Origin of the sequence: Halorubrum hochsteinianum, from assembly GCF_023702125.1 — an archaeon.
GTDB classification, from domain to species: domain Archaea; phylum Halobacteriota; class Halobacteria; order Halobacteriales; family Haloferacaceae; genus Halorubrum; species Halorubrum hochsteinianum.
In genome coordinates, this window is sequence record NZ_CP098415.1 from 2,825,772 (window position 1) to 2,846,364 (window position 20,593).

Below are 20,593 nucleotides of genomic sequence, written 5' to 3' on the forward strand. Positions count from 1 at the left end.
TCGGCCGAACCCCGATGTCGCCCTCCATCCCCTCGCTCGGGAGCGCCAACCGGTCCGCGTCCGACGACGCTGCCGCCGGCTCCGCCCCCGGAGCCTCGGACGGATCCGGCGCGCTCGGCTCCGACCGCGGGCTCCGGATCCGGATGCTCGTCGCGACCGCGCTGGTGGTCGCGCTCCCGTTCGCGTTCGTGTACGCGTTCGTCTTCCTGATCAACGCGGTCGGCCTGCCCCTGCTGGAGTGGGCGGCCGAGCGCCCCTACACCGGCGAGGTGTACGTCGATCCCGTCTTCCTCGCGGTCGTCGTCCTCGGCGGCCTCGCGGTCCAGTACCGGTACGGCCCGCGGACCGTGCTCCGGTCGGTCGGCGCGCGACGCGTCTCGCCCGACGAGTACCCCGAACTCCACGCCGCGGTGACGCGGCTGGCCGCGCAGGCCGGCGTGCCCGACCCCGACGTGGCGGTCAAACGCACGGACCTCCCGAACGCGTTCGCGGTCGGGACGCCGGGCGACGGCACCGTCGTCGTCACGACCGGACTCCTCGGCCGGCTCGACGACGCGGAGCTCGACGCCGTGCTCGCCCACGAGCTGTCCCATCTGGCGAACCGCGACGCGAGCCTGATGACGGTCGCCTGGGTGCTGCCGACGGTCACCCACTACGTCGCCATGCTCGCCTTCTACGTCCTCTACGGCCTGGTCAAGTTCCTCCGGTTCGGCGGTGGCGGGGGCGGCGGCGACCGCGACGGTCGGGCCCTCGCGGTCGGCCTCGTCGTGATCACCGTCAGCGCGCTCCTGACGCTCACCGTCTCCGCGATGTTCTGGTTCGGGAGCGTCCTGATCCACCGCGTGCTCTCGCGGTACCGCGAGTACGCGGCCGACCGCGGGGCCGCGGAGATCACCGGCTCGCCCGCCGCGCTGGCGAGCGCGCTCCGGACCGTCGACGAGGCCATGCCCGGGGTGCCGGACCGGGACCTCCGGGAGCTCGACGGCGGCGCGGAGGCGCTGTACCTCGCGCCGCTGGAGGCCCGGGCGTTCGGCGACAAGGAGCTCGTGAGCACGGACGTGTTCCCGGAGACGCATCCCCCGACCCGGGAGCGGATCGCGCGGCTCCGCGAGCTGGCGGGTGAGTCGGCGTGACGGGCGACGGCGACCCCGCGAACACGCCGCCTCGAAGGCGGTTCCTCGCGGGCGCGGCGACCGCGCTCGCGGCGACGACCGCCGGCTGCGGCTACGTCCCGGGCGGCGGCGACCTGACGTGGCGGGAACCGCTTCGCGTCGGGAGCCTCGCGTTCGATTCCGACAGGTGGCACCTGGCCACCGACGACCGACTGGTGGTGGTCGAGAACCAGTCGGGACGCACCTACGACTGGGAGGACGAGGAGTGGGGCGAGGTCGAGAACGCCGCCGTCTCGGTCCTCGAACCCGACGGGACGGTCCGGAGCGCCGGCGAGACCGAGCGGCAGGCCGTCGGCTCGCCCGCGGTCGGCGGCGGGGCCGTCTTCGTCCCCGTCGAGCGCGGGCGCGTGACGGCGGTCGACCTGTCGCGCGACGAGTCCGCCGGCGGATCGCCGGCGGAGGGGGGAACGACGGGCGGGGGTGCGACGGACGGCCCGGACGACGACGCGGTCCGGTGGCGGGTGGATTTCGCGTCGGTGTCCGGGGGCGGGGAGAGCGAGACGAGCGGGCCGGCCCTCGGCGGCGTCCGCGCGAGCGGCGCGCTCGCCGTCGCGGTCGGGTCGCGCGGTATCGCGGCCGTCGACGCGGAGACGGGCGATCGCGCGTTCGCGGTCTCGGACCTGTGGACCGACGGGAGCGGCCGGGAACCCGCCGACCTGACGCTGCGCGTCGCGGTCGACGGCGAGACCGTGTGGGCACTCGTCCCCGGGATCGCGGCGGCGACCGGAGACGGGAACGCCGACGCGGCGATCGTCGGATACGACCGGGGAGGGAATCGTCGCGCCGAGCGCGCCGTCGACGCCGGCCACGAGTGGATCGCGGTCGTCGACGGGACCGTCGTGGCCGGTGCCCCGGGCGCGTCGATGAGCGGGTACGACCCGGACCTCGATCGCCGGTTCACACTCGACGTGCGCGCACCGAACGCCCGTTCGACCGCCGTTCAGGCCGGTCGGGGGCGGCTCTACTACTCGCGCGGACGGACGGTCGCTTCGGTCGACGTCGCACGGGGCGAGGTCGCGTTCGAGCAGTCGGACCTACCGCAAGGGAATCTCGCCGTCGACGAGCGCGGGGCGTACGTCGCGGGGATCGGAAGAGAGCGCGACGCCGGCACGGAGGCTCGGATGGCCGCCGTCGGCGTCGGCGGGGCGGTGCGGTGGGAGGCACCGTTCCCGGACGGGGTCGAGCCGAGGGAGCTGTACGCGTTCGGCGGGCGACTGGTCGCCCTCGACGGCGACACGGCGTACGGGTTCCGCGCGGTTCCGGGCGACCGGTGGTCGCCGCTCGGGTAGGAAGCGATGGGTCGCGGACCCGACCGGGGCGCGTCAGCCCAGCAGGCTCTCGCCGTCGAACTCGGCGTCGACGTCGACGTCCATGAGGTCGAGGACCGTCGGCGTCACGTCGAAGAGGTTCGCGTCGGTCAGGTCGAGGTCGGGCTCGGTCGCGTACAGCAGCGAGTTCTCGAACTTGTGCATCCCGTTGCGGGGGCCCTCGGTGAAGACGGCCTCCTTGCCGCCGAAGCCGGACTTGAGGTCGAACCCGTCGGCGGGGATGACGACCAGATCCGGCGCGATCCCGTCGTGGTCGCCGTCGAAGACGGTCTCGCCTTTGACGATCCGCCGGCACACCTGCCGGCCGTCGGGTCCGGTGAGCGATTCGAGGTCCTCGATGAGTTCCTCGCGCGTCTCCTCGTACTCGTCTTCGGGGACGACGCCGTTCGGCTCGCGGCCTTCGAGGTTGAGGTAGAAGCGGCCGGGGATGAGCGAGTACGCGCGGGTCTCGTCGTCGACGTCGGCGAGCGAGTCGTGGTCGTCGTCCTCGTAGGAGAGCCAGCCCTCGTCGGCGAGGAACTGGTTACAGTTCACCTCGTGGGTCAGCTCCGTGAATCCGTGGTCGGAGGCGACGATCAGGGTGGTGTCGTCGTCGAGCGCGTCGCGTATCTCGCCGAGGTAGTCGTCGAGCGTGCGGTAGAACTCGAGGAACTCCTCTTTGTACTCGCCGTCGTTGACGTAGTCGCCGAACAGGAAGTGGTTCACCCGGTCGGTGCTCATGAAGACGCCGAAGAAGAGGTCCCAGTCGTCCTCGGCGAGGTAGTGGGAGAACGCCTCGTAGCGGGCGTCCAGCGTCGCGTGCGCGTTCTCGATGAACGCCGTCTTGTCGTCGTCGTGGCCGAGTTTGGCGTTGACGTCGATCCGGTAGTCGAAGCCGTCGAGCGTCTCCCGGACCGACTCGTCGCTCGCGGCCGCCTCCAGGTCGGGCGAGAGGAACCCGGAGACCATCCGCTGGACCCGCGTCGACGGCGGGAACGTGACGGGGACGTTGAGGACGGTCGCGTCGCGGCCGGCGTCGGTGACGCGGTCCCACAGCCGGGTCGCCTTCACGTGGCGACCGAGCGGGACGTACGTCTCGTAGGAGTCGACCTCGCGGTCCTGAAAGCCGTACACGCCCGTCTCGCCGGGGTTCACGCCGGTCGTGAGGCTCGGCCAGCACGCGCTCGACTCGGGCGGCACGATGCTCTCCAACCGCCCGCCGGTGCCGGTCTCGGCGATGTCGGTCAGGTTCTCGAAGACGTCGGGGTGGTCCTCGACGAGGTCGAGCGGTACGCCGTCGATCCCGAGGAAGACGACGCGCCCGGCGTCGTCGCCGCGGAGCCGATCGAACAGGCCCATGGGCGGTCGTTCCGCGGCGGCGGTCATATCCCTTGTGTTCCGGCGAATTCCGCCGTCTGCTCGGTGTGCCGGCGAGTGGGGCGGATTCAGAAGGCCTATTGGCCCTGACGGCGACAGTTCCGGCGTATGAGCGACGACTTCCCGGCGAGCGTCGACGTCGATTACACCGACGGGGAAGGGGAGGACCCCGACGACTACCCGTCGATCCAGCACAAAATCGAGAAGGCGGTCGAGGTCACCCGCCGCGGGCTCGAACAGTACGACAACCCCGCGGTGATGTGGACGGGCGGGAAGGACTCCACGCTGACGCTGTACTTCATCAACCAGGTCGCCGAGGAGTACGGCTACGAGAAGCCGACCGCGGTGTTCATCGACCACTTCCAGCACTTCGACTCGATCACCGACTTCGTCGAGTACTGGGCCGACGAGTGGGAGATCGAGCTGGTGTACGCCCGCAACGACGACGTGGGGGCGTACGTCGAGGAGCACGGGCTCGAACCCGGCGACGACATCCCGGTCGACGCGCTGTCTGAGCACAACCAGCACCACATTCGGGAGATCCTCGAATACGAGGAGGACACCTTCCCGTTCCTGCTCGACACCTACGTCGGGAACCACCTGCTGAAGACGGTCGCCTTGAACGACGCCCTCGAAGCGTACGACATCGACGGCGTCATCTCCGGCGTCCGCTGGGACGAACAGGAGGCCCGCGCCGACGAGACGTTCTTCTCGCCGCGTCACGACCCCGATCTGTTCCCGCCGCACGACCGCATCCAGCCCATCCTCCAGTTCGCCGAGGCCGACGTGTGGGAGGCGTTCTGGAACTTCGTCGTGCCGGACAGCGTCGCGGCGTTCCCCGACGAGGGGTACGTCCCGCAGGCCGACGACGACCTCCCCGAGGGCGTCACGCAGGAGGACGTCCCCATCTCGCCGAAGTACTTCGCCGGCTTCCGCTCGCTCGGCAGCGAGGTCTCCACGGACAAGACGACCGAAGAGCCCGCGTGGCTCCAGGACCTCGAAGGGACGACCGAGCGCGCCGGCCGCGCCCAGGACAAAGAAGACTTGATGGAGCGGCTGCGCGACCTCGGCTACATGTAACCGCGCGACCGGGTCGAGGTCTCTCGGAGGTTGAGCTTTTTCCGGAACCGTTCGGCCGTCGGTACGTCGCCGCACGATAACGACCGTTTTCGTTCGCTCGTGTTCATAGAATTGTTACAACCATACATTTTTGTCTGCGCCCCACGTGATCTCGAATAGTCAGCGAGGTCGTTTCGGACCGATCGACGGACGGCTGACCGACTGCCCGAGAGATGACAGCGCTAACCCTCGTCATACGAGACCAAGTGTGTCGCCGCCGTAACCGCCAGCATCGCGAACCGCTTAGGCCAAAGCGATGATCCGCGCACTCCTCACCGGAATCAAGGAGAATCTCATCTACGTCGTCGTCACCTCGCTGGTCGCCGGGCTGGCCTTCGGCCAGGTCGCGGGATCGGGGACGAAGGCGGTTTTCCGGGCCGCGGTCGTCCCGATCCTGTTCCTGATGATCTACCCGATGATTGTCAACATCGATCTCCGGGAAGTGATCAACGTCCGCGACCACGCCGGTCCAGTGGGGTTGAGCCTGCTGATCAACTTCGGGGCGGCGCCGCTGTTCGCGGTCGCCCTGTCGCGGGGGTTCTTCGGCGGCGACGTCGAGTACGCCGTCGGACTGTACTTCATCGCGCTCATCCCGACTTCGGGGATGACCGCGGCGTGGACCGGCCTCGCCGACGGCGACCTCGAGTCGGCGCTGGTCGCGATGGCGGTCAATCTGCTAGCGGCGATCGTGATCCTCCCGGCGTACCTGTCGGTGCTCGTGCCCGCCGACATCGGCTTCGACCCCTCGGCGCTGTACCGACAGCTCGCGCAGGTGGTGGTCGTCCCGATGGTCGCCGGGACGGCCACTCGATGGCTGTTGCTCCGGCGGTATTCCGCGGCGGGGTTCAAGCGCCTGAAACCGTTGTTCGGCGGACTGTCGTCGTTCGGCGTGATGCTGATCGTGTTCGTCGCGATGACGATGCGGTCCGGTCAGATCCTCGCGGATCCGATCGCGTCGGCGGTGACGGTCGTCCCGCTGGCGGTGTTTTACGCGGCGGTCCTCGGCGTCGCCGCGATCGCGGGACGGACGCTGCTCGACCCGAGCCGCGGCGTCGCGCTCGTGTACGCGACCAGCATGCGAAACCTGTCGATCGCGCTGGCGATCGTCGTCGCTGCGGACGCGGTGCCTGCCGGCGCGGTGCTGCCGATCGCGCTGGCGTACGTCATCCAGCCGCCGCTCGGCGCGGTCTACATGCACTACCGGAGAGACATCGTCGATGAGGGGCTGTCGCTCCGCGAGGCGGTCGGACGGATCGGCTCGGGGTGAGGGCCAGAATTCATAAGTTAGTATAGTGAGTATTGTACAATACAATGTCTGATGTCGCGATCATCGGCGGCGGACCGACGGGACTGAACGCGGCCATCTATACGGCCCGCGCGGACAGGCGAACGCTCGTGTTCGACGACGGGGGCGGGACGACCCGCGACGTGGACACGATGGAGAACGTCTACGGGTTTCCGGGGGGTGTTACCGGCCCGGAACTCGTCGATCTGGGCCGGGAACACGCGCAAAAATACGGCGCCGAAATCGTCGAGGAGGAAGTCGTTCGGATCGAACCCGACGACGATCGGTACCGCGTGGAGACGACGGTCGACGAGTACACCGTCGACGGCGTGATCATCGCGACGGGCGCGAACTACGAGCGGCCGGCCATCGCGGACGTCGAGCCGTACGAGGGTCACGGGGTCTCCTACTGCGTCGAGTGCGACGCGTACTTCTACCGCGACAGCCCCGTCGCGGTCGTGGGGACCGACAACTACGCCGCGACGGAGGCGCTGATGCTGCTCGACTACACCGACGACGTCCGGATCCTCACCAACGGGTCCCCGTTCGAGGCCGACGAGGAGCTCAGGGAGCGAGTCGCCGAGGCGGAGATTCCGGTCGTCACCGACGACCTCGACCGGCTCGTCGGCGACGAGACCCTCGAATCCGTGGTGACCCGGGACGGCGACGAGATCCCGGTCGACGGGCTGTTCGTCGCGTTAGGCACCGCCGGGGGCACGGACCTCGCGGAGATGCTCGGCGTCCCCGTCGACGGCGACGACGTGGTCACCGATTCCGACCAGTCGACCCCGGTCGACCGGGTGTACGCGGCGGGCGACGTCACCGGCGGTCACCAGCAGATCGCGACCTCCATCGGCGAGGGCGCCCGCGCGGCGATCAACCTGCTCGAGGAGCTCCGCGGCGCGGACTACATCGACTACAAGAAGCTGGACTCGCAGCCGGCCTGAGAAGCTCGCTCGCCGAGTGTCGTCCGAGCCCCCTCGGGTCGGTGGCTCCGGCTGTACGCAGGGGACGGGGGCGCAGAACCGACGGTCGGTTCAGCGCTCGCTCTCCGCCGCGTCGCCGGCCGACGCGGTGAAGCCGACCTCGCGGAGTCGCTCCGCGAGCGGGAGCCCGATGCCCGAGGCCGGGGTCAACACGCCCCCGTCGAACGGGGAGTCAACCTCGTCGCGAGCCAGACACACCGCGGACTCGCCGAGCATCCGCGCGGTCGCGCCGTAGCCGGGGTCGCGGTCGGCACCGAACTCGGCCTCGACCGTGAAGGACCCGTCCGCGGCGGTGCCGCGTCCGAGGACCCGGATCCGAAAGTGACCGTTCTCGGCCTCCTCCCTGGTCGGCCCCTCGCCGGGGTCCGGGAAGGCGTACCGGCGGAGCGCCGAGCGCACCGGCCCGACGGACATGGCGGCGGTGAACGCGCCCAGCCCGCCGGCGACGAGTCCGGCGGCGGCCGCGCCCCCGAGGCCCTCCCCGGTCGGGACGACCTCGGTACACCGGAACTCGCGGCCCCACGGGTAGCCGAGCAGCGCGTTGCTCCGGCGCACCACGCGCTCGTTCACCGCCGCCATCGGCGACGGGGCCGTCCAGCCGCCGCGCAGCGGGTCCGTCCGCGGCCACCGCTGCGCGCCCGGATCGACGCCGCTCCGCTCGCCGCTCGGGGCCAGCGAGTAGGGGTTCCGGAGCGTCTCCCGGGCGAGCGGGTCGGTCGCGGCCGCCTCGAACAACTCGCCGAAGCTCGCCAGCGTGCCGCCGCTGACGCCCCCGCTGCCGCCTTCGAGGTAGATCCGCACCGTCTCGCAGGGCTCGTCGAACGCCTCCGACGCGAACGACTGGACGAGCAGCGTCCCGATGTCGGCGGGCACGGAGTCGAACCCGCAGCCGTGGACGATCCGGGCACCGGCGTCGACCGCCGCCTCGTGGAACCGGTCGACCATCTCGCGGGTCCAGTTCACTTCGCCGGTGAGATCGCAGTAGTCCGTCCCGGTCTCGACGCAGGCCTCGACCAGCGGCGAGCCGTACTTCGTGTACGGCCCGACCGTCGTACAGACGACGCGCGCGTCGCGGGCGATCGCCCGCAGGCTCTCGGGGTCCGTCGCGTCGCCCACGACGACGGGCACGTCGTCCCACGCGTCGCCGCGACGGGCGAGGTCGGAGACGAGCGCGTCGAGCTTTCCCCGGTTCCGGCCGCCGACGGCCAGCGAGAGCTCCTCCGGCCCGTACCGCTCGGTGAGGTACTCGGCGGTGAACCGGCCCGCGACTCCGGTCGCTCCCCACACCACAACGTCGTACGTCGGATCGGCGTCGGTCATTCACCGACCCTACGCGGCGACCGCGCTAAACTCCCGGGGTCGCGGGCCTCCCGCCATGCGCGCGCGGCCGACGCGCTGACTCGACGCTGACTCGGTTCGGCGGCGAGCGCGGCGTCGCAGACGCTCGCGGCGCGCTACCTCTTTACATGACCGGCCGTAAGGGGTACGCATGGCCGTTGGCACCCGGTTATCACTACAGCTCGCCGACTTCGGCACCCGCTCGCTCGTCACGCACAGCCTCATGGCGCTGGGGTTCGTCGGGGCCGTCGTCACGGGACTGTTCGTCGAGGGACAGGTAGGCACCATCTCGATGGCGGCGTTCATCAACTTCACCGCCGGGCTGTGGATCTCGCAGTCGATCCACTCGCTCGGCAACGCCGCCACCGAAGACGAGTACCAGGGCGTCCTCAAAGAGTTGTTAGACCGTGTCTAGCGACGTCGAACCCGGCATCGACGCCGGCCGGTTCGGGCGGATCCTCCTGCTCGTCGGCTTCGTCACGACCGTCTTCCTGTTCCTCACCGCGAACCGACTGACCGGCGACGCCTTCCGCATCGGCGCTGTCGCCATCGGCATGGTCGGACTGATCACCGCGATCATCGGCTTCCTCGTCGCCGCCGGCAGCGCGGTCGACGCCTCCTGACCCCGCCCCGGACGCGTTCCGCCGATCGCGTCGCCGGTGCGGTTCGGGGACGAGTTCGACCCCTCCTCGACGTCGGTCGCCGCCTCTCAGCCGGTCGGCGGGTGGTCCGGGGCGCTTCAGGCACCCGCGCTCGCGGGCCGGTCACGGACCGAGCGCGGCGATGTCCGCGCCGACGGCGGCGCGGGCGTCGGCCGGGTTCGGGTCGCTGTCGGCCAGGTGCGTCCACTCGCAGGCGGGGAGCGCCGCGAGGCGCTCGCGGATCGCCGGCCTGTAGGGCGCGGCCGCCGCGAGGCCCTCCGCGTCGCCCCAGACGTCGTCGATGACGGTCCGCGAGTCGATCCGGACCTCGACGGCCGCCGGCTCCCACCGCGCCGCCAGCGCTTCGAGACCGAGGTGGAGCGCCGCGTACTCCGCGGTGTTGTTCTCCGAGCGCGCCCCCACCGGTCGACCGAGCCTCACCGTCGGCCCGTTGGCCGCTCGGAGCACCGCGCCCGCGCCGGCCGGACCGGGGTTTCCGCGGGAGCTTCCGTCGACGTAGAGGACGACCTCGTCGCCGGCCGCCCTCGGGCAGTCGTCCGCCGCTGCGCGGGGGTCGGCGGCGAGCACCTCCTCGGCGGCGCTTCGGATCTCCCCGTCCGTGGTCCCGGGGTCGAACAGCCCGCCGTACCCGGAGACGGCACCGTCGATGGCGTCTATCGCCGGGCCGATCTCGTAGCCGTACCGGGCGAGCACCTCGTCGACCCGGGCGGCGAGCGGCGAGAGCGTCCCGGTGGGGAGTCGGTCCACGCTACGCCCCGCCCGAGCGTCGCCTTTCGCGTCTGTCCATCGTTCTTATCACGGTTAGCAGGCACAAAAAGCCGATGACGACGACGCCGCGGGCACCGTTCACGCAGACGACGCCGCAACCGCCGGTGGCGGCGTCGTCGTGATCACGCCCAAATCGTGACATCGCCGTCGTTCGTCCGCGCCGTCAGGACGGCTTCGCCGTCGTTGACGCCCGCCCGTAATCGGGTCTCCGTTCGCTCGTGGACCCGGAACGACGAGTCGGCGTCCGTCACGCTGACCTCGCCGTCGCGCGTGCGAGCGGTGAGCGCCGCGCTCAGCTCGTCGCCGAGACGAAGCGAGAGGTCGCCGTCCGACGACTCGACGACCGCGTCCGCGACCGCGGCGGGCACGTCGGCGAACACGTCGCCGTCTCGCGTCCGGAGCGTCTCGACGCGAGCGGGGTCTCCGACGCGGATCGTCCCGTCGTTCGTCGTCGCGGACACGGGTCCGCCGGTGCCGTCGACGCTGACGTCACCGTCCCGTGACTCGACGGCCACCGCGCCGCGCGCGTCGGTGACGGCGACGTCACCGTCCGACGTGACGAGCGTCGCTCCGTCCGGGACCGAGGTCGCGTGAACGTCTCCGTCGGTCGTATGAAGCCGGTCCACGGCCACGTTCGGCGGGGCGTGGACCTCGACGTCGACTCGCCCTCCGCCGAAACCGAAGATCCGCGGCTCGTTCGTAGTCACCTCCAGCCGGTCGTCGTCGACTCGCACCGTCGCGTCGAGTTCGTCGAGCGAGACGCCGCCGAGCGCGCGTTTCCGAGCGACGACCTCGATATCGTCGCGAGGCTCGCTGCGGAACGCGACGTCACCGGTGGCGTCCGAGACCGTGAGCGTCGACACCGTTGACGGGTCGACGGTCCGCCGCTCAGCCGTCGTTCTGCGCTCGGCGTCGACGACTGCTCCGCAGCCGGCGAGGACGCCGCTCAGCGCGACGCCGCCCGCGGCGAGCAGTCGGCGACGCGTCGTCGCGTTCGCTGTCGGCTCGTCAGTCATCGGCGGCCCCCGCGGAGTTCACCGTGCCGCCGAGGAGGGCCCCGGTGAGGAACCCGCCGAACCGTGCGACGCCGTTGAGCACGTGGAGCGATGCGAGGAGGACGAAGAGCCCGAGGCCGGCACCGGCGACCGCCTCCCGCAGCGTGTCCACCACGTACGGACCGATCGTGTAGGTCACGCCGGCGGCGTCGTAGAACGCCGGCAGCGAGAGCAGCGAGACCGCCACGGCGAAGGCGGTGACGAGGGCGGTGAACGCGACGATGCCGTAGACGAACTTGAGGCCCACCAGCAGGAGGCCGGTCCAAGTCGTCGGCGCGGTCAGGACGCGCTTCGCCGTTCCGAGCGCCTCATCGACCGAACCGAAGGCGAGTTCCACCTTGGACGGCGCGCCGTCGATGTCGACGTCGAGGAGCCACTCGGCGAGTCGACGCTCGAACGAACCGATGCCGAGCGTCACGAGGAGCGTCGCGAGGACGATCGGGACGCCGGCGAGCGTCACGAGCAGCCCGAGGCCGGTAGAGAGCCCGGTCGTGACGAGCGTGAAGTAGGCGATCCCCAGCGGGAACGCCAACAGCAAGTACGCGAGGTTGCGGTACGTCTGTCCGTCGAACGGCACACCGACGAAGCGCGCGAGCGCCTCGCCCGGTGAGCGTGGGGACCAACTGTGGTCGCTCATGCCGTACTCTCGGCTTGACACCGAGTTCACGTATAAAGAACTGAGCGCTACAGGACGGGCAAGAGCACCAAAAATATAAGTAGGAGTTTGTCAGCTGCCACCCGATCGGAAGGTGTAACCGGCGAGGCGGAGCGCCCGACCCCCGCGGCGGGGCGGCCGGGCGCGCTCGGGATGAGCGCGACGACACCGCGGACGCGCCGCGGACGACCGCGTCGACGACGCGACGACAGCAGCTAGGACGCGTCCGTGGCGTCGACCGTCGAGGTCCCCGTCCAGCCCAGCGTGAGCTCCGCCCAGCGCGCGCAGACCCAGCCGACGGCGTTCAGCGCGTTCAGCCCGACGACGAGCGCCGCGACGCCGACGAGCGACATCGCGAGCGCGCCCGGCAGCGTGGACACTTCCCACGACGTGAGCCGAAGGATGAACGAGACGCCGACCTCGAACTGCTCCCACGGGACGACGAGAGACAGCTCTCGCCGGATCGGTTCCGGGAGAATGAGCCCGACGGAGGTCCCCGGCGCGTCGTAGTACAGCGGGGTCGCCGCCAGCGACCCGCCGACGCTGAGGACGACCGTGATGAGGGTGAACCCGACGACCCCGACGAGCAGCTTCGAGAGGACGAAGGCCAGAGCGCCCCACACGGCGAGGTCGGTCACCACGGCGACCGCGCCGTCGAGCGGGCCGGACGCCTCGGAGACCTTCCAGGACGGGGGCTCGATCTCGGCACCGAGGAGCGTTCGGGCGAGTGCGCGCTCGGCGATCGACACCAGCACCACCCCGCCCACGGTCGCGGCGAGTATCGGGACGCCGATCAGGAGCACGGACAGCCCGAGACCGAGCGAGAGCCCGACCACCGTACAGACGAAGTACGCGATCCCGAGCGGAAACGCGAGTGCGAGGTAGAGCGCGGCGGCGTACGTGCGCGCCCTGAACGGTGCCGAGAGCACCGTGGTGGTGATGCGGTCGTTCGCGGGTCCGGCGGGGAACGCGTCCGAGAGGGCCATCAACGGTCCAGGAGCGTCTAGCGGTAGTAATAAACTTCGGCTCCCCGGGCGCGGCTCTCATCGCGTGCGAGCGTGCCGTTAAGATCCGAGAGACGGGTGGCAAGCGCGTTCGTTCCGTGGGCGGCGGGCTACCGACGGCGCTCACGCCGAGGAAACTAAGTTGCTCCGAGGAGACCCTTCGTCGGATGGGTTCGGAGCCGTCGGTGGACCCGCGGGAAGTGTACTCGCTGCTCGACGACGAGCACGCCCGACGGATCCTCATCGAGACCTACGACGAGACGCGCTCGGCGCGGGCGCTGAGCGAGGCGTGCGACGCCTCCGAGGCGACGGTGTACCGCCGCCTCGAACGCCTCCGCGAGCAGGATCTCGTCGAGACCGTTCAGGAGGTCGACCCCGACCGCGGGCCGCAACAGGTGTACGCCGCCCGGCTCAACCGGGTCTCGGTCGACCTGACCGCGACCGGCTTCGAAGTGAGCGTCGACTACGTCGAAGAGACGGCCGCGGATCGACTGACGCGGCTCTACGAGGAGTTATCGGGATGAAGTGGGCACACGCGGCGGCGACGACACCCGATGCCGTTGCGGCGCTCGACGCCTTCCCGGCGCTCAGACGGGCGGCGGTGCCGACGCAGGTCGAAGCGGTCGGCGGCGGCGTCCCGCTCGCCGCCGTGACGGTGGCAGCGTTCTTCGTCTCGGTCCTGCTCGCGGTGTTCGTCACGTACCGCTTCGCGCGCGGGTACCTCCGGACCCGCCGCCGGCCGCTGTTGTACCTCACGCTCGGGCTCCTCCTTCTGGCCCCGCTACCGATGTTCCTCCGGCTGGCGCTCGGTAACGTCGGGGAAGTGAGCGCCACCGAGCGGACGGTGGCCGTCACCGCGAGCAAACTCTGCGGACTCCTGGTCGTCCTCGGGGTGGTCCACCGGTGACGCTCTCGCTCGTCGCGACCGCCGGCGGCGTCGCGACCGCCTGCCTCGGGACGTACGTGGCGTACCTGGCCTACGACGGTCACCGCCGGAACGAGAGTCGGACGATGCTGCTGTTGGCCGTCGGCGTCGCGTGTATCGCGGTCCTCCCGTACGTCATCGCGTACGGCGTGACGCCCCTGTTCGCGCTCTCCGACGCCGCGACCGTCTTCGGCGTCACGGTGGCACACCTGATTGGACTCGGGGCGCTGGCGCGGTCGGTGACGGGCTGACGCCGGGGGGACTCCCGCCGGCCCGACCGATCGAAACCGGATCGCGGGCCGGCACGTCGCGCCGTGCGCCTGACTCCCCTCGATGACCGGAACCGTCGGAGAGCTCCGCGCGTCGTCGGTGCCGGACCAGAACGCGAGCCCGAGGACGGCGACGTGGCCGAGGTCGACGGCGGCGGCGAGGAACCGCGCGGGTCCTTCGGACCGACCGCCAGCGACCGTCACCGCGGTGTCGGGGCACACCGATCCGCCCGGCCTCGCGGCCGAGGATGACCGAACGCCGTGCGGCTACTCGTCGCTGCGGTACGGCTCGCAGACGAGTTCAACGCCCGCCTCGAAGCTGATCTCGGGCTCCCAGCCGGTGGCCTCGTGGAACGTCGAGTAGTCGGCCATCGTGTCGTGGACGTAGCCGTCGAACGGACACTCGATGTACTCGGGGTCGATGTCGGTGTCGAGCGCGTCGTTGATCATCGTTACCATCTCGTTGAACGAGTACGCCTCTTGGGTGCCGACGTTGTACACGCCCGTCAGCTCGCGGTCGGCGGCGAGCTCGCAGGCGCGCGCCACGTCCGAGACGTGCGTGAAGTCGCGGGTCTGGGTCCCGTCGCCGAACAGCTCGGGGGCCTCCCCGTTGGCGATCTTGTCGGCGAACTGCGCGACCGTGTTCGCGTACTCGCCTTTGTGCTCCTCGTTGCCGGCGAAGCCCTGATACACCGAGAAGAACCGCAGTCCCGCCACGTTCATGTCGTGGTGGTTGGCGTAGTACTCGGCGTAGCGCTCGCGGGCGAGCTTCGAGGCCTCGTAGGCGGTGCGGGCCTCGACCTCCATGTCGACCGGCGAGGGCTCGGTGCGGCTCCCGTAGATCGACGAGGTGGAGGCGTAGACGACGGTGTCACACCCCGCTTTCCGGGCGCGCTCGACGGTGTTGACGAACCCCTCGACGTTGACGCGGCAGCCGCGCTGGGGGTCGGACTCGTGCATGTTCCGCGAGGAGAGCGCGGCGAGGTGGAAGACGACGTCGACGTCGACCGGGAAGTCGCCGTCGACGACGGAGGCCTCGACGAACTCGACCGCGTCGTCGAGGTTCTCGGGCGTGCCGAGATAGGTGTCGTCGACCGCGATCACGTCGTTGTCGGCCGCGAGCCGGTTCGCGAGGTTCGAGCCGATGAAGCCCGCGCCGCCCGTGACGAGGACGCGTTTGTCCTGCATGGGCGAGGCTCGTTTCGGCGGGCGCATTACCGTGTCGGTTTCTGCGGGTCGCGGCCGCGACGGTTCGCGTCCGACGACCGGACTCAGTCCGTGCGTTCGTCCGCGGTCGCGGCCGGCTCCGGGCGGTCGACCCCGACGAACTCGAACCGCGCGCCGCCGTCGTCGCCCTCCGTGACGGCGACCTCCCAGCCGTGCGCCTCGGCGATGCGCTCCACGATGGCGAGCCCGAACCCGGTTCCCGTCTCGGACGTCGTGTAGCCGCTCTCGAACACCGTCTCGCGCTCCTCCGGGTCGATCCCCGGGCCGTTGTCCGCGACGTAGAAGCCGTCGGGGAGGTCGCCGACGACGACGCGGTCGCCGCCGTGTTCGTCGGCGTTCCGGAACAGGTTGCCGAGGAGCTGGCGGACCCGCCCGGGGTCGGCGAGGATCTCGGCGTCGGTCTCGACCGCGACTTCGATCGGCGTCTCCTCCGCGTCGCCCGCGTCGCGGTCCGTCCCGAACGGGTCGTCGCCGCCGGCCGACTCGAACGCCTCGTCGCTGTACGCGGCGGTCAGCTCCCCGAGGTGGACGCGCTCGAACGACCCGACGGTCTCGCCCTGCTTGGCGAGCGCGAGCACGTCGTCGATCAGCCGTTCCATCTCGTCGAGCGCGCGTTCACAGCGGTCGAAGTACGAGTCGGTCCCCGTCTCGCGGGCGAGCCTGAGGTATCCGGAGAGGACGTTGAGCGGGTTCCGCAGGTCGTGCGAGACGATCGAGGCGAACTCGTCGAGCCGCTCGTTCTCCCGTTCGATGCGCCGCTCGTACGCCTTGCGCTCGGAGATGTCGCGGCTGCTCGCCAGGAACCGGTCCTCCCCTTGGACGTCGATGCGCCGCACGTGGACCTCCGCCGGGAACGTCGAGCCGTCGGCGCGCGCGAACGACGTCTCCAGCCGGACCGTCTCGTCCATCTCCAACCCGTTCCAGAGCCGCTTCCCCTCCTCCGGGTCGAGTTCGTCGTCGACCTCCCACACGTCCATGCCGACGACCTCGTCGCGGTCGTACCCGAGCGCCGTCGTCATCGCCCGGTTGGCGTCGACGATCTCCCCCGCCTCGTCGTGGATGTCGATCATGTCCGGCGAGCGCTCGAACAGCGCCTCCAGCCGCGCGGACGTCTGTTCGAGCCGCCGCTGCCGCCGGCGCTGCTCGGTCACGTCCCAGGAGACGGCGAGGACCCCGTCGAACTCGCCGTCGATGACGAGGCGCGTCAGCGAGTAGTCGATGATCATGCCCGAAGCGCTCGGCACGTCGAGTTCCGCGGTCCCCGACAGCGACTCCCGCTCGCCCTCGACGAGCGCGGCGAACGGGTCGCCGTCGCTCGTCTCCCTGATCCGGTCGACCAGCGTGCTCCGCCGCCCGACGAGCCCCTCCGGTGTGGTCTCGTACACCTCGGCGAGCCGGTCGTTTGCGAGCGCGAACCGGCCGTCAGCGTCGTACACGCAGACGGCCTCGGGGAGCTCGTCCACGATCCGGCGGTACCGTTCGAGCTCGCGCTCGCGCGCCTTCTCCTCGGTGACGTCGATGTGGATGCCGACGGCCCGCCGCGGCTCGCCGCCGTCGGTCCACTCGACGACCCGGCCCCGGTCGCGGATCCACCTCCACTCGCCCGATTTCGCCCGCATCCGGAAGTCGCACTGGTAGAGGTCGGTCTCGCCCGCGAAGTGCCGCTCGATGGCGTCCCACGCCGCGTCGATGTCGTCCGGGTGGACGCGCTCCTCCCACGACGCGAGCTCGAACGCGATCTCATCGGGGTCGTGGCCGAGCATCGCCGCCCACCGCTCGTCGAACCGGACCTCGTCGGTCTGGACGTTCCAGTCCCAGACGCCGACGTCCGCCCCCTCGACGGCCAGTCGGAGGCGCTCGGAGAGCTCGCGGAGGTCGCGCTCGCGCTCCCGCCGCTCGGTCACGTCCCGGACGTACAGCGCCATCCCGTCGTCGGTCGGGTACGCGTTCACGACGAGGTGGGCGTCGAGCCGGTCGACGCGCTGGTCGAACTGGACCGGGTCGCCGCTCGCAGCGGCCTCGCGGAGCGCCGCCTCGCCGTCGGAGCCGACGGTTCCCGGGAACACGTCCCAGAGGAGTTCTCCGACGACCTCGTCCGAGTCGAGGCCGCTCATCCCCGCCGCGCGCTCGTTGAGGTGCGTCACCCGCCAGTCGCCGTCGACCACGCAGAACCCGTCGGCGACCCGCTCGAACCGGTCGGCGGTCCGGCGGTCGCCCCGCGTCGAGGGGACCACCTCGTCGACGGCGGCCGCGAGCCGCTCGTACTCGTCTCCCATCTCCGCCCTGCGGAGGTACTCGTCGACCCCGGCCGAGATCGCGCGGCTGGCGACAGCCTCGGACCCCTGGCCGGCGAACAGGACGAACGGGACGTCGCCGTGCCGGTCCCGGACCGCCTCGAGCAGCTCGACCCCGTCGTCGGTCCCGGACGTCTCGTAGGCCGAGACGACGCACTCGAACGCCGCCGTCGACAGCGCGTCCAGCGCCGCGTCCGCGCCGCCGACCGCCGTCACCTCGATCCGGTCGCCGCGGCGCTCCAGCGCGGCGGCGGCCGCCTCCGCGAACCCCGGTTCGCCGTCGACGAGGAGGACGCGAACTGGCGGCGCGGCTCCGGTCGACGGCCCGCTCGGTTCGCTCATCTACGTTGGTGTTTTTAATCCGACATGATAACCGTTACGCTCGACGCGACACGGACCGAGTGAGATCGACGCGCGATCGGATCGATCGGTTCGACGCCGCACTCCCTCGATTCCGTCGCGGCCGTTCGACACAAAATTCACGCGGAGAACCGATGAACGTTTGTCAGCATTCCGAGACCGGCTCCGTCATGTGCCCGAGATGCGCCGGATCTCCGGCCGGAGTGCCAAGGCATCCGTCCCTCCGCGTCGCCGCCGCCCGCCTCTCGCGGCCGTCTCACGTCACCTTCGTCGAGACCGCGATCCCGGAGCCGACGGGGAGTATCGCGGTCTCGACGGCGTCGTCCGAGCGAACCGTGCCGACGTACTCGCCGATCCCGCGCGTCTCCCCGTCGACCGCGGCGTCCGGGAGCGGTTCGCCCGTCTCGAAGTGCGCCACGAGGTCGCCGAAGTCGATCGGTCCCCGGGCGATGTTGTCGGCGACGACCACGCCCCCGGTCCGGACCTTGGGGAGGACCGTCCGGTAGGCGTCGGCGTACCGACCCTTCTGGTGGTCGATGAGGACGATATCGAAGGGGCCGTCGTAGCGATCGACCGTCTCCATCGCGTCCCCCACCTCGAAAGTGACGCTGTCGGCGTAGCCGTGGTCGGCGGCGAACGCCGCGCCGCGCTCGGCCTCGTCTTCGTCGAACTCGGTACAGACCACGCTCCCCGCCCCGCCGCGGAGGAACCAGGTGGCGGAGTAGCCGAACCCGGACCCGAACTCGAACACGCGCTCCGCGTCCGTCAGCCGGGCCAACAGCCGGAGGACCGCGCCCGCCTCGGGACCGATGATCGGGAACCCCCACTCCTCGGCGAGGTCGGCCATCTCCGCCTGAACCGCCGTGTGCTCCGGGGCCGTCGCGGTCAGGAACCGGCGCGCGGGATCTGTGAGCACGTCCATGCGGACGGGTCGGACGCCCGACACTTAAATCGGACCGGCGGGTCGGGGCCGATTAGCCGTCGTCGAGGATCGGACCGCCGGCCGAGCGTCCGCCCGGGTCCGCCCGCCGCCCGCGGACCGGCCCCGCCTGAAAACTGTTAAGTCCCGCTCGGCCGACCGATTCGATAATGTACGACCCTGAGGAACTCGAAGCGATCCGCGACGCAAAGTCGTCGTGGGAGGAGGGCACCTACGGGGAGACCGTCGACCGGTTCGGCGAGCGCGAGGAGACGTTCACCACCGACACCGGCGGGCAGGAGGTCGACCCCCTCTACACCCCGGCCGACGCGGAGACCGACTACCGCGAGGACCTCGGCTACCCCGGCGAGGAGCCGTACACCCGCGGCGTCTACTCGACGATGCACCGGGGGCGGCTGTGGACGATGCGCCAGTACGCCGGGATGGGGACCGCCGCGGAGACGAACGAGCGCTTCCAGTACCTCATCGACGAGGGGTCGTCGGGGCTGTCGATGGCGTTCGACCTGCCGACGCAGATGGGCTACGACTCCGACGCCGCGATGGCCGAGGGGGAGGTGGGCCGGTCGGGGGTCGCCATCGACACGCTCGACGACTTCGAGACGGTCTTCGACGGCATCCCGCTGGACGAGGTGTCCACGTCGATGACGATCAACGCCCCCGCCGGAGTGCTGCTCGCGATGTACGTCGCGATGGGCGACGAGCAGGGCGTCCCGCGCGAGGAGCTCCGGGGGACGATCCAGAACGACATCATGAAGGAGTACATCGCGCGGAACCTCTACATCTACCCGCCGAAGCAGTCGATGCGGCTGATCACGGACATCTTCGAGTTCTGCGCCGCGGAGACCCCGCGGTTCAACACCATCTCCATCTCCGGGTACCACATCCGCGAGGCGGGCTCGACCGCGGCCCAGGAGATCGCCTTCACCCTCGGCGACGGCATCGAGTACGTCGAGGCGGCGCTCGACGCCGGGCTGGACGTCGACGAGTTCGCCCCGCAGCTCTCCTTCTTCTTCAACGCCCACAACAACATCTTCGAGGAGGCCGCGAAGTTCCGCGCCGCGCGCCGGATGTGGGCGAAGATCATGGACGAGCGGTTCGACGCCCAGAACCCCAAATCGAAACAGCTGAAGTTCCACACCCAGACCGGCGGCTCGACGCTCACCGCCCAGCAGATCGAGAACAACGTCGTCCGCGTCTCGTATCAGGCGCTCGCGGCCGTCCTCGGCGGCACCCAGAGCCTCCACACGAACGGGAAAGACGAGGCGCTCGCGCTGCCGACCGAGAAGTCCGTCCGCACCGCGCTCCGCACCCAGCAGATCCTCGCCCACGAGTCGGGGGCCGCGGACACGATCGACCCGCTGGCCGGCTCCTACTACGTCGAGAACCTCACCGACGGGATCGAGGAGGAGGCGTTCGAGATCCTAGAGGAGGTCGACCGCCGCGGCGGCATGCTGGAGGCCGTCGAGAGCGGCTGGGTCCAGCGGCAGATCCAGGACGTCGCCTTCGAGCGCCAGCGGGAGATCGAGGAGGGCGAGCGGATCATCGTCGGCGTCAACGAGTTCGAGGTCGACGAGGAGCCGGAGATGGACTTAGAGGAGGTCGACCCCGAACAGGAGCAGAACCAGCGCGAGCGGCTGGCGGACGTGAAGGCCGACCGCGACGACGACGCGGTCGACGAAGCGCTCGCGGGGCTCCGCGAGGCCGCGCAGGGGACCGAGAACGTGATGCCGCACATCGTCGACGCCGTGAAGGCGTACGCGACGGTCCAGGAGATTTCGGACGTGCTCCGCGACGAGTTCGGGGAGTACAAGCCGGGGCGGTAGCCCCGCGGGCGACCGTTCCGAACTCCG

The 20,593-nt window shown here is 70.5% G+C and carries 20 protein-coding genes; 11 read left to right on the forward strand and 9 right to left on the reverse strand.

The features are described from left to right. The first annotated feature begins 14 nt into the window (after nucleotides 1-14). Entirely contained in the window at nucleotides 15-1,133 is a 1,119-nt protein-coding gene (locus NAF06_RS14270; protein ID WP_008586610.1) for a M48 family metalloprotease, read from the forward strand. After that, nucleotides 1,130-2,461: a PQQ-binding-like beta-propeller repeat protein gene (locus NAF06_RS14275; RefSeq protein ID WP_008586607.1), complete on the forward strand. Its 1,332-nt coding sequence runs from the start codon at nucleotides 1,130-1,132 to the stop codon at nucleotides 2,459-2,461. The genes NAF06_RS14270 and NAF06_RS14275 overlap by 4 nt, the downstream gene beginning before the upstream one ends. Before the next feature lie 33 nt (nucleotides 2,462-2,494). On the opposite strand, the gene NAF06_RS14280 is transcribed toward NAF06_RS14275, so the two are convergent. Continuing rightward, on the reverse strand, nucleotides 2,495-3,838 hold the full coding sequence (locus NAF06_RS14280; protein ID WP_008586604.1) for an alkaline phosphatase family protein: 1,344 nt from the start codon (nucleotides 3,836-3,838) through the stop codon (nucleotides 2,495-2,497). 126 nt (nucleotides 3,839-3,964) lie between these two features. On the opposite strand from NAF06_RS14280, the gene NAF06_RS14285 reads away from it, so the two are divergent. The 3 genes from NAF06_RS14285 to NAF06_RS14295 all read left to right on the forward strand — a co-directional run bounded on the left by NAF06_RS14285 (nucleotide 3,965) and on the right by NAF06_RS14295 (nucleotide 7,207). Next, nucleotides 3,965-4,936: a phosphoadenosine phosphosulfate reductase family protein gene (locus tag NAF06_RS14285; protein ID WP_008586603.1), complete on the forward strand. Its 972-nt coding sequence runs from the start codon at nucleotides 3,965-3,967 to the stop codon at nucleotides 4,934-4,936. Nucleotides 4,937-5,231: 295 nt separating this feature from the next. Continuing rightward, nucleotides 5,232-6,242, forward strand: a complete 1,011-nt coding sequence (locus tag NAF06_RS14290) for an arsenic resistance protein (RefSeq protein WP_008586601.1) — start codon at nucleotides 5,232-5,234, stop codon at nucleotides 6,240-6,242. A gap of 44 nt (nucleotides 6,243-6,286) precedes the next feature. After that, nucleotides 6,287-7,207 carry an NAD(P)/FAD-dependent oxidoreductase gene (locus NAF06_RS14295; protein WP_008586598.1) on the forward strand — a complete coding sequence of 307 codons (921 nt, stop codon included), beginning with the start codon at nucleotides 6,287-6,289 and terminating at the stop codon, nucleotides 7,205-7,207. 90 nt (nucleotides 7,208-7,297) lie between these two features. Here NAF06_RS14295 and NAF06_RS14300 read toward each other — a convergent pair whose 3' ends face one another. Further along, complete coding sequence (locus NAF06_RS14300; RefSeq protein ID WP_008586596.1) at nucleotides 7,298-8,566, reverse strand: saccharopine dehydrogenase family protein; 1,269 nt, start codon at nucleotides 8,564-8,566, stop codon at nucleotides 7,298-7,300. Between the two features lie 169 nt (nucleotides 8,567-8,735). Here NAF06_RS14300 and NAF06_RS14305 point away from each other — a divergent pair, with 169 nt between their 5' ends. Continuing rightward, on the forward strand, nucleotides 8,736-8,999 hold the full coding sequence (locus tag NAF06_RS14305) for a hypothetical protein (protein ID WP_049906258.1): 264 nt from the start codon (nucleotides 8,736-8,738) through the stop codon (nucleotides 8,997-8,999). Continuing rightward, nucleotides 8,992-9,207: a hypothetical protein gene (locus NAF06_RS14310; RefSeq protein WP_049906260.1), complete on the forward strand. Its 216-nt coding sequence runs from the start codon at nucleotides 8,992-8,994 to the stop codon at nucleotides 9,205-9,207. The genes NAF06_RS14305 and NAF06_RS14310 overlap by 8 nt, the downstream gene beginning before the upstream one ends. A 141-nt stretch (nucleotides 9,208-9,348) precedes the next feature. Here the strand turns inward: NAF06_RS14310 and NAF06_RS14315 are convergent, their stop codons facing one another. The 4 genes from NAF06_RS14315 to NAF06_RS14330 all read right to left on the reverse strand — a co-directional run bounded on the left by NAF06_RS14315 (nucleotide 9,349) and on the right by NAF06_RS14330 (nucleotide 12,710). Continuing rightward, nucleotides 9,349-9,993, reverse strand: a complete 645-nt coding sequence (locus tag NAF06_RS14315; RefSeq protein ID WP_008586593.1) for a ribonuclease HI family protein — start codon at nucleotides 9,991-9,993, stop codon at nucleotides 9,349-9,351. A 143-nt stretch (nucleotides 9,994-10,136) separates the two neighbouring features. After that, complete coding sequence (locus NAF06_RS14320) at nucleotides 10,137-11,030, reverse strand: DUF4097 family beta strand repeat-containing protein (protein ID WP_008586591.1); 894 nt, start codon at nucleotides 11,028-11,030, stop codon at nucleotides 10,137-10,139. Next, nucleotides 11,023-11,706, reverse strand: a complete 684-nt coding sequence (locus tag NAF06_RS14325) for a sensor domain-containing protein (protein ID WP_239638725.1) — start codon at nucleotides 11,704-11,706, stop codon at nucleotides 11,023-11,025. The genes NAF06_RS14320 and NAF06_RS14325 overlap by 8 nt, the downstream gene beginning before the upstream one ends. A gap of 233 nt (nucleotides 11,707-11,939) precedes the next feature. Beyond that, nucleotides 11,940-12,710, reverse strand: a complete 771-nt coding sequence (locus NAF06_RS14330) for a sensor domain-containing protein (protein WP_006628378.1) — start codon at nucleotides 12,708-12,710, stop codon at nucleotides 11,940-11,942. A gap of 185 nt (nucleotides 12,711-12,895) precedes the next feature. On the opposite strand from NAF06_RS14330, the gene NAF06_RS14335 reads away from it, so the two are divergent. The 3 genes from NAF06_RS14335 to NAF06_RS14345 are packed head-to-tail and all read left to right on the forward strand — an operon-like array spanning nucleotide 12,896 to nucleotide 13,904. After that, complete coding sequence (locus NAF06_RS14335; RefSeq protein WP_006628379.1) at nucleotides 12,896-13,252, forward strand: ArsR/SmtB family transcription factor; 357 nt, start codon at nucleotides 12,896-12,898, stop codon at nucleotides 13,250-13,252. Further along, the gene (locus tag NAF06_RS14340) at nucleotides 13,249-13,635 is read left to right on the forward strand and encodes a hypothetical protein (RefSeq protein ID WP_006628380.1); all 387 of its coding nucleotides are present in this window, start codon (nucleotides 13,249-13,251) and stop codon (nucleotides 13,633-13,635) included. The genes NAF06_RS14335 and NAF06_RS14340 overlap by 4 nt, the downstream gene beginning before the upstream one ends. Then, nucleotides 13,632-13,904, forward strand: a complete 273-nt coding sequence (locus NAF06_RS14345; RefSeq protein ID WP_006628381.1) for a DUF7521 family protein — start codon at nucleotides 13,632-13,634, stop codon at nucleotides 13,902-13,904. Before NAF06_RS14340 ends, NAF06_RS14345 begins: the two co-directional genes overlap by 4 nt. A gap of 285 nt (nucleotides 13,905-14,189) precedes the next feature. Here the strand turns inward: NAF06_RS14345 and NAF06_RS14350 are convergent, their stop codons facing one another. From NAF06_RS14350 to NAF06_RS14360, 3 genes are all read right to left on the reverse strand, one after another. Continuing rightward, entirely contained in the window at nucleotides 14,190-15,110 is a 921-nt protein-coding gene (locus NAF06_RS14350; RefSeq protein WP_008586585.1) for an NAD-dependent epimerase/dehydratase family protein, read from the reverse strand. 83 nt (nucleotides 15,111-15,193) lie between these two features. Then, on the reverse strand, nucleotides 15,194-17,785 hold the full coding sequence (locus NAF06_RS14355) for a hybrid sensor histidine kinase/response regulator (protein ID WP_008586583.1): 2,592 nt from the start codon (nucleotides 17,783-17,785) through the stop codon (nucleotides 15,194-15,196). A 274-nt stretch (nucleotides 17,786-18,059) separates the two neighbouring features. Then, entirely contained in the window at nucleotides 18,060-18,725 is a 666-nt protein-coding gene (locus tag NAF06_RS14360) for an O-methyltransferase (RefSeq protein WP_008586581.1), read from the reverse strand. A gap of 167 nt (nucleotides 18,726-18,892) precedes the next feature. On the opposite strand from NAF06_RS14360, the gene NAF06_RS14365 reads away from it, so the two are divergent. Further along, nucleotides 18,893-20,566, forward strand: a complete 1,674-nt coding sequence (locus NAF06_RS14365) for an acyl-CoA mutase large subunit family protein (protein ID WP_008586579.1) — start codon at nucleotides 18,893-18,895, stop codon at nucleotides 20,564-20,566. Nucleotides 20,567-20,593: the final 27 nt, after the last annotated feature.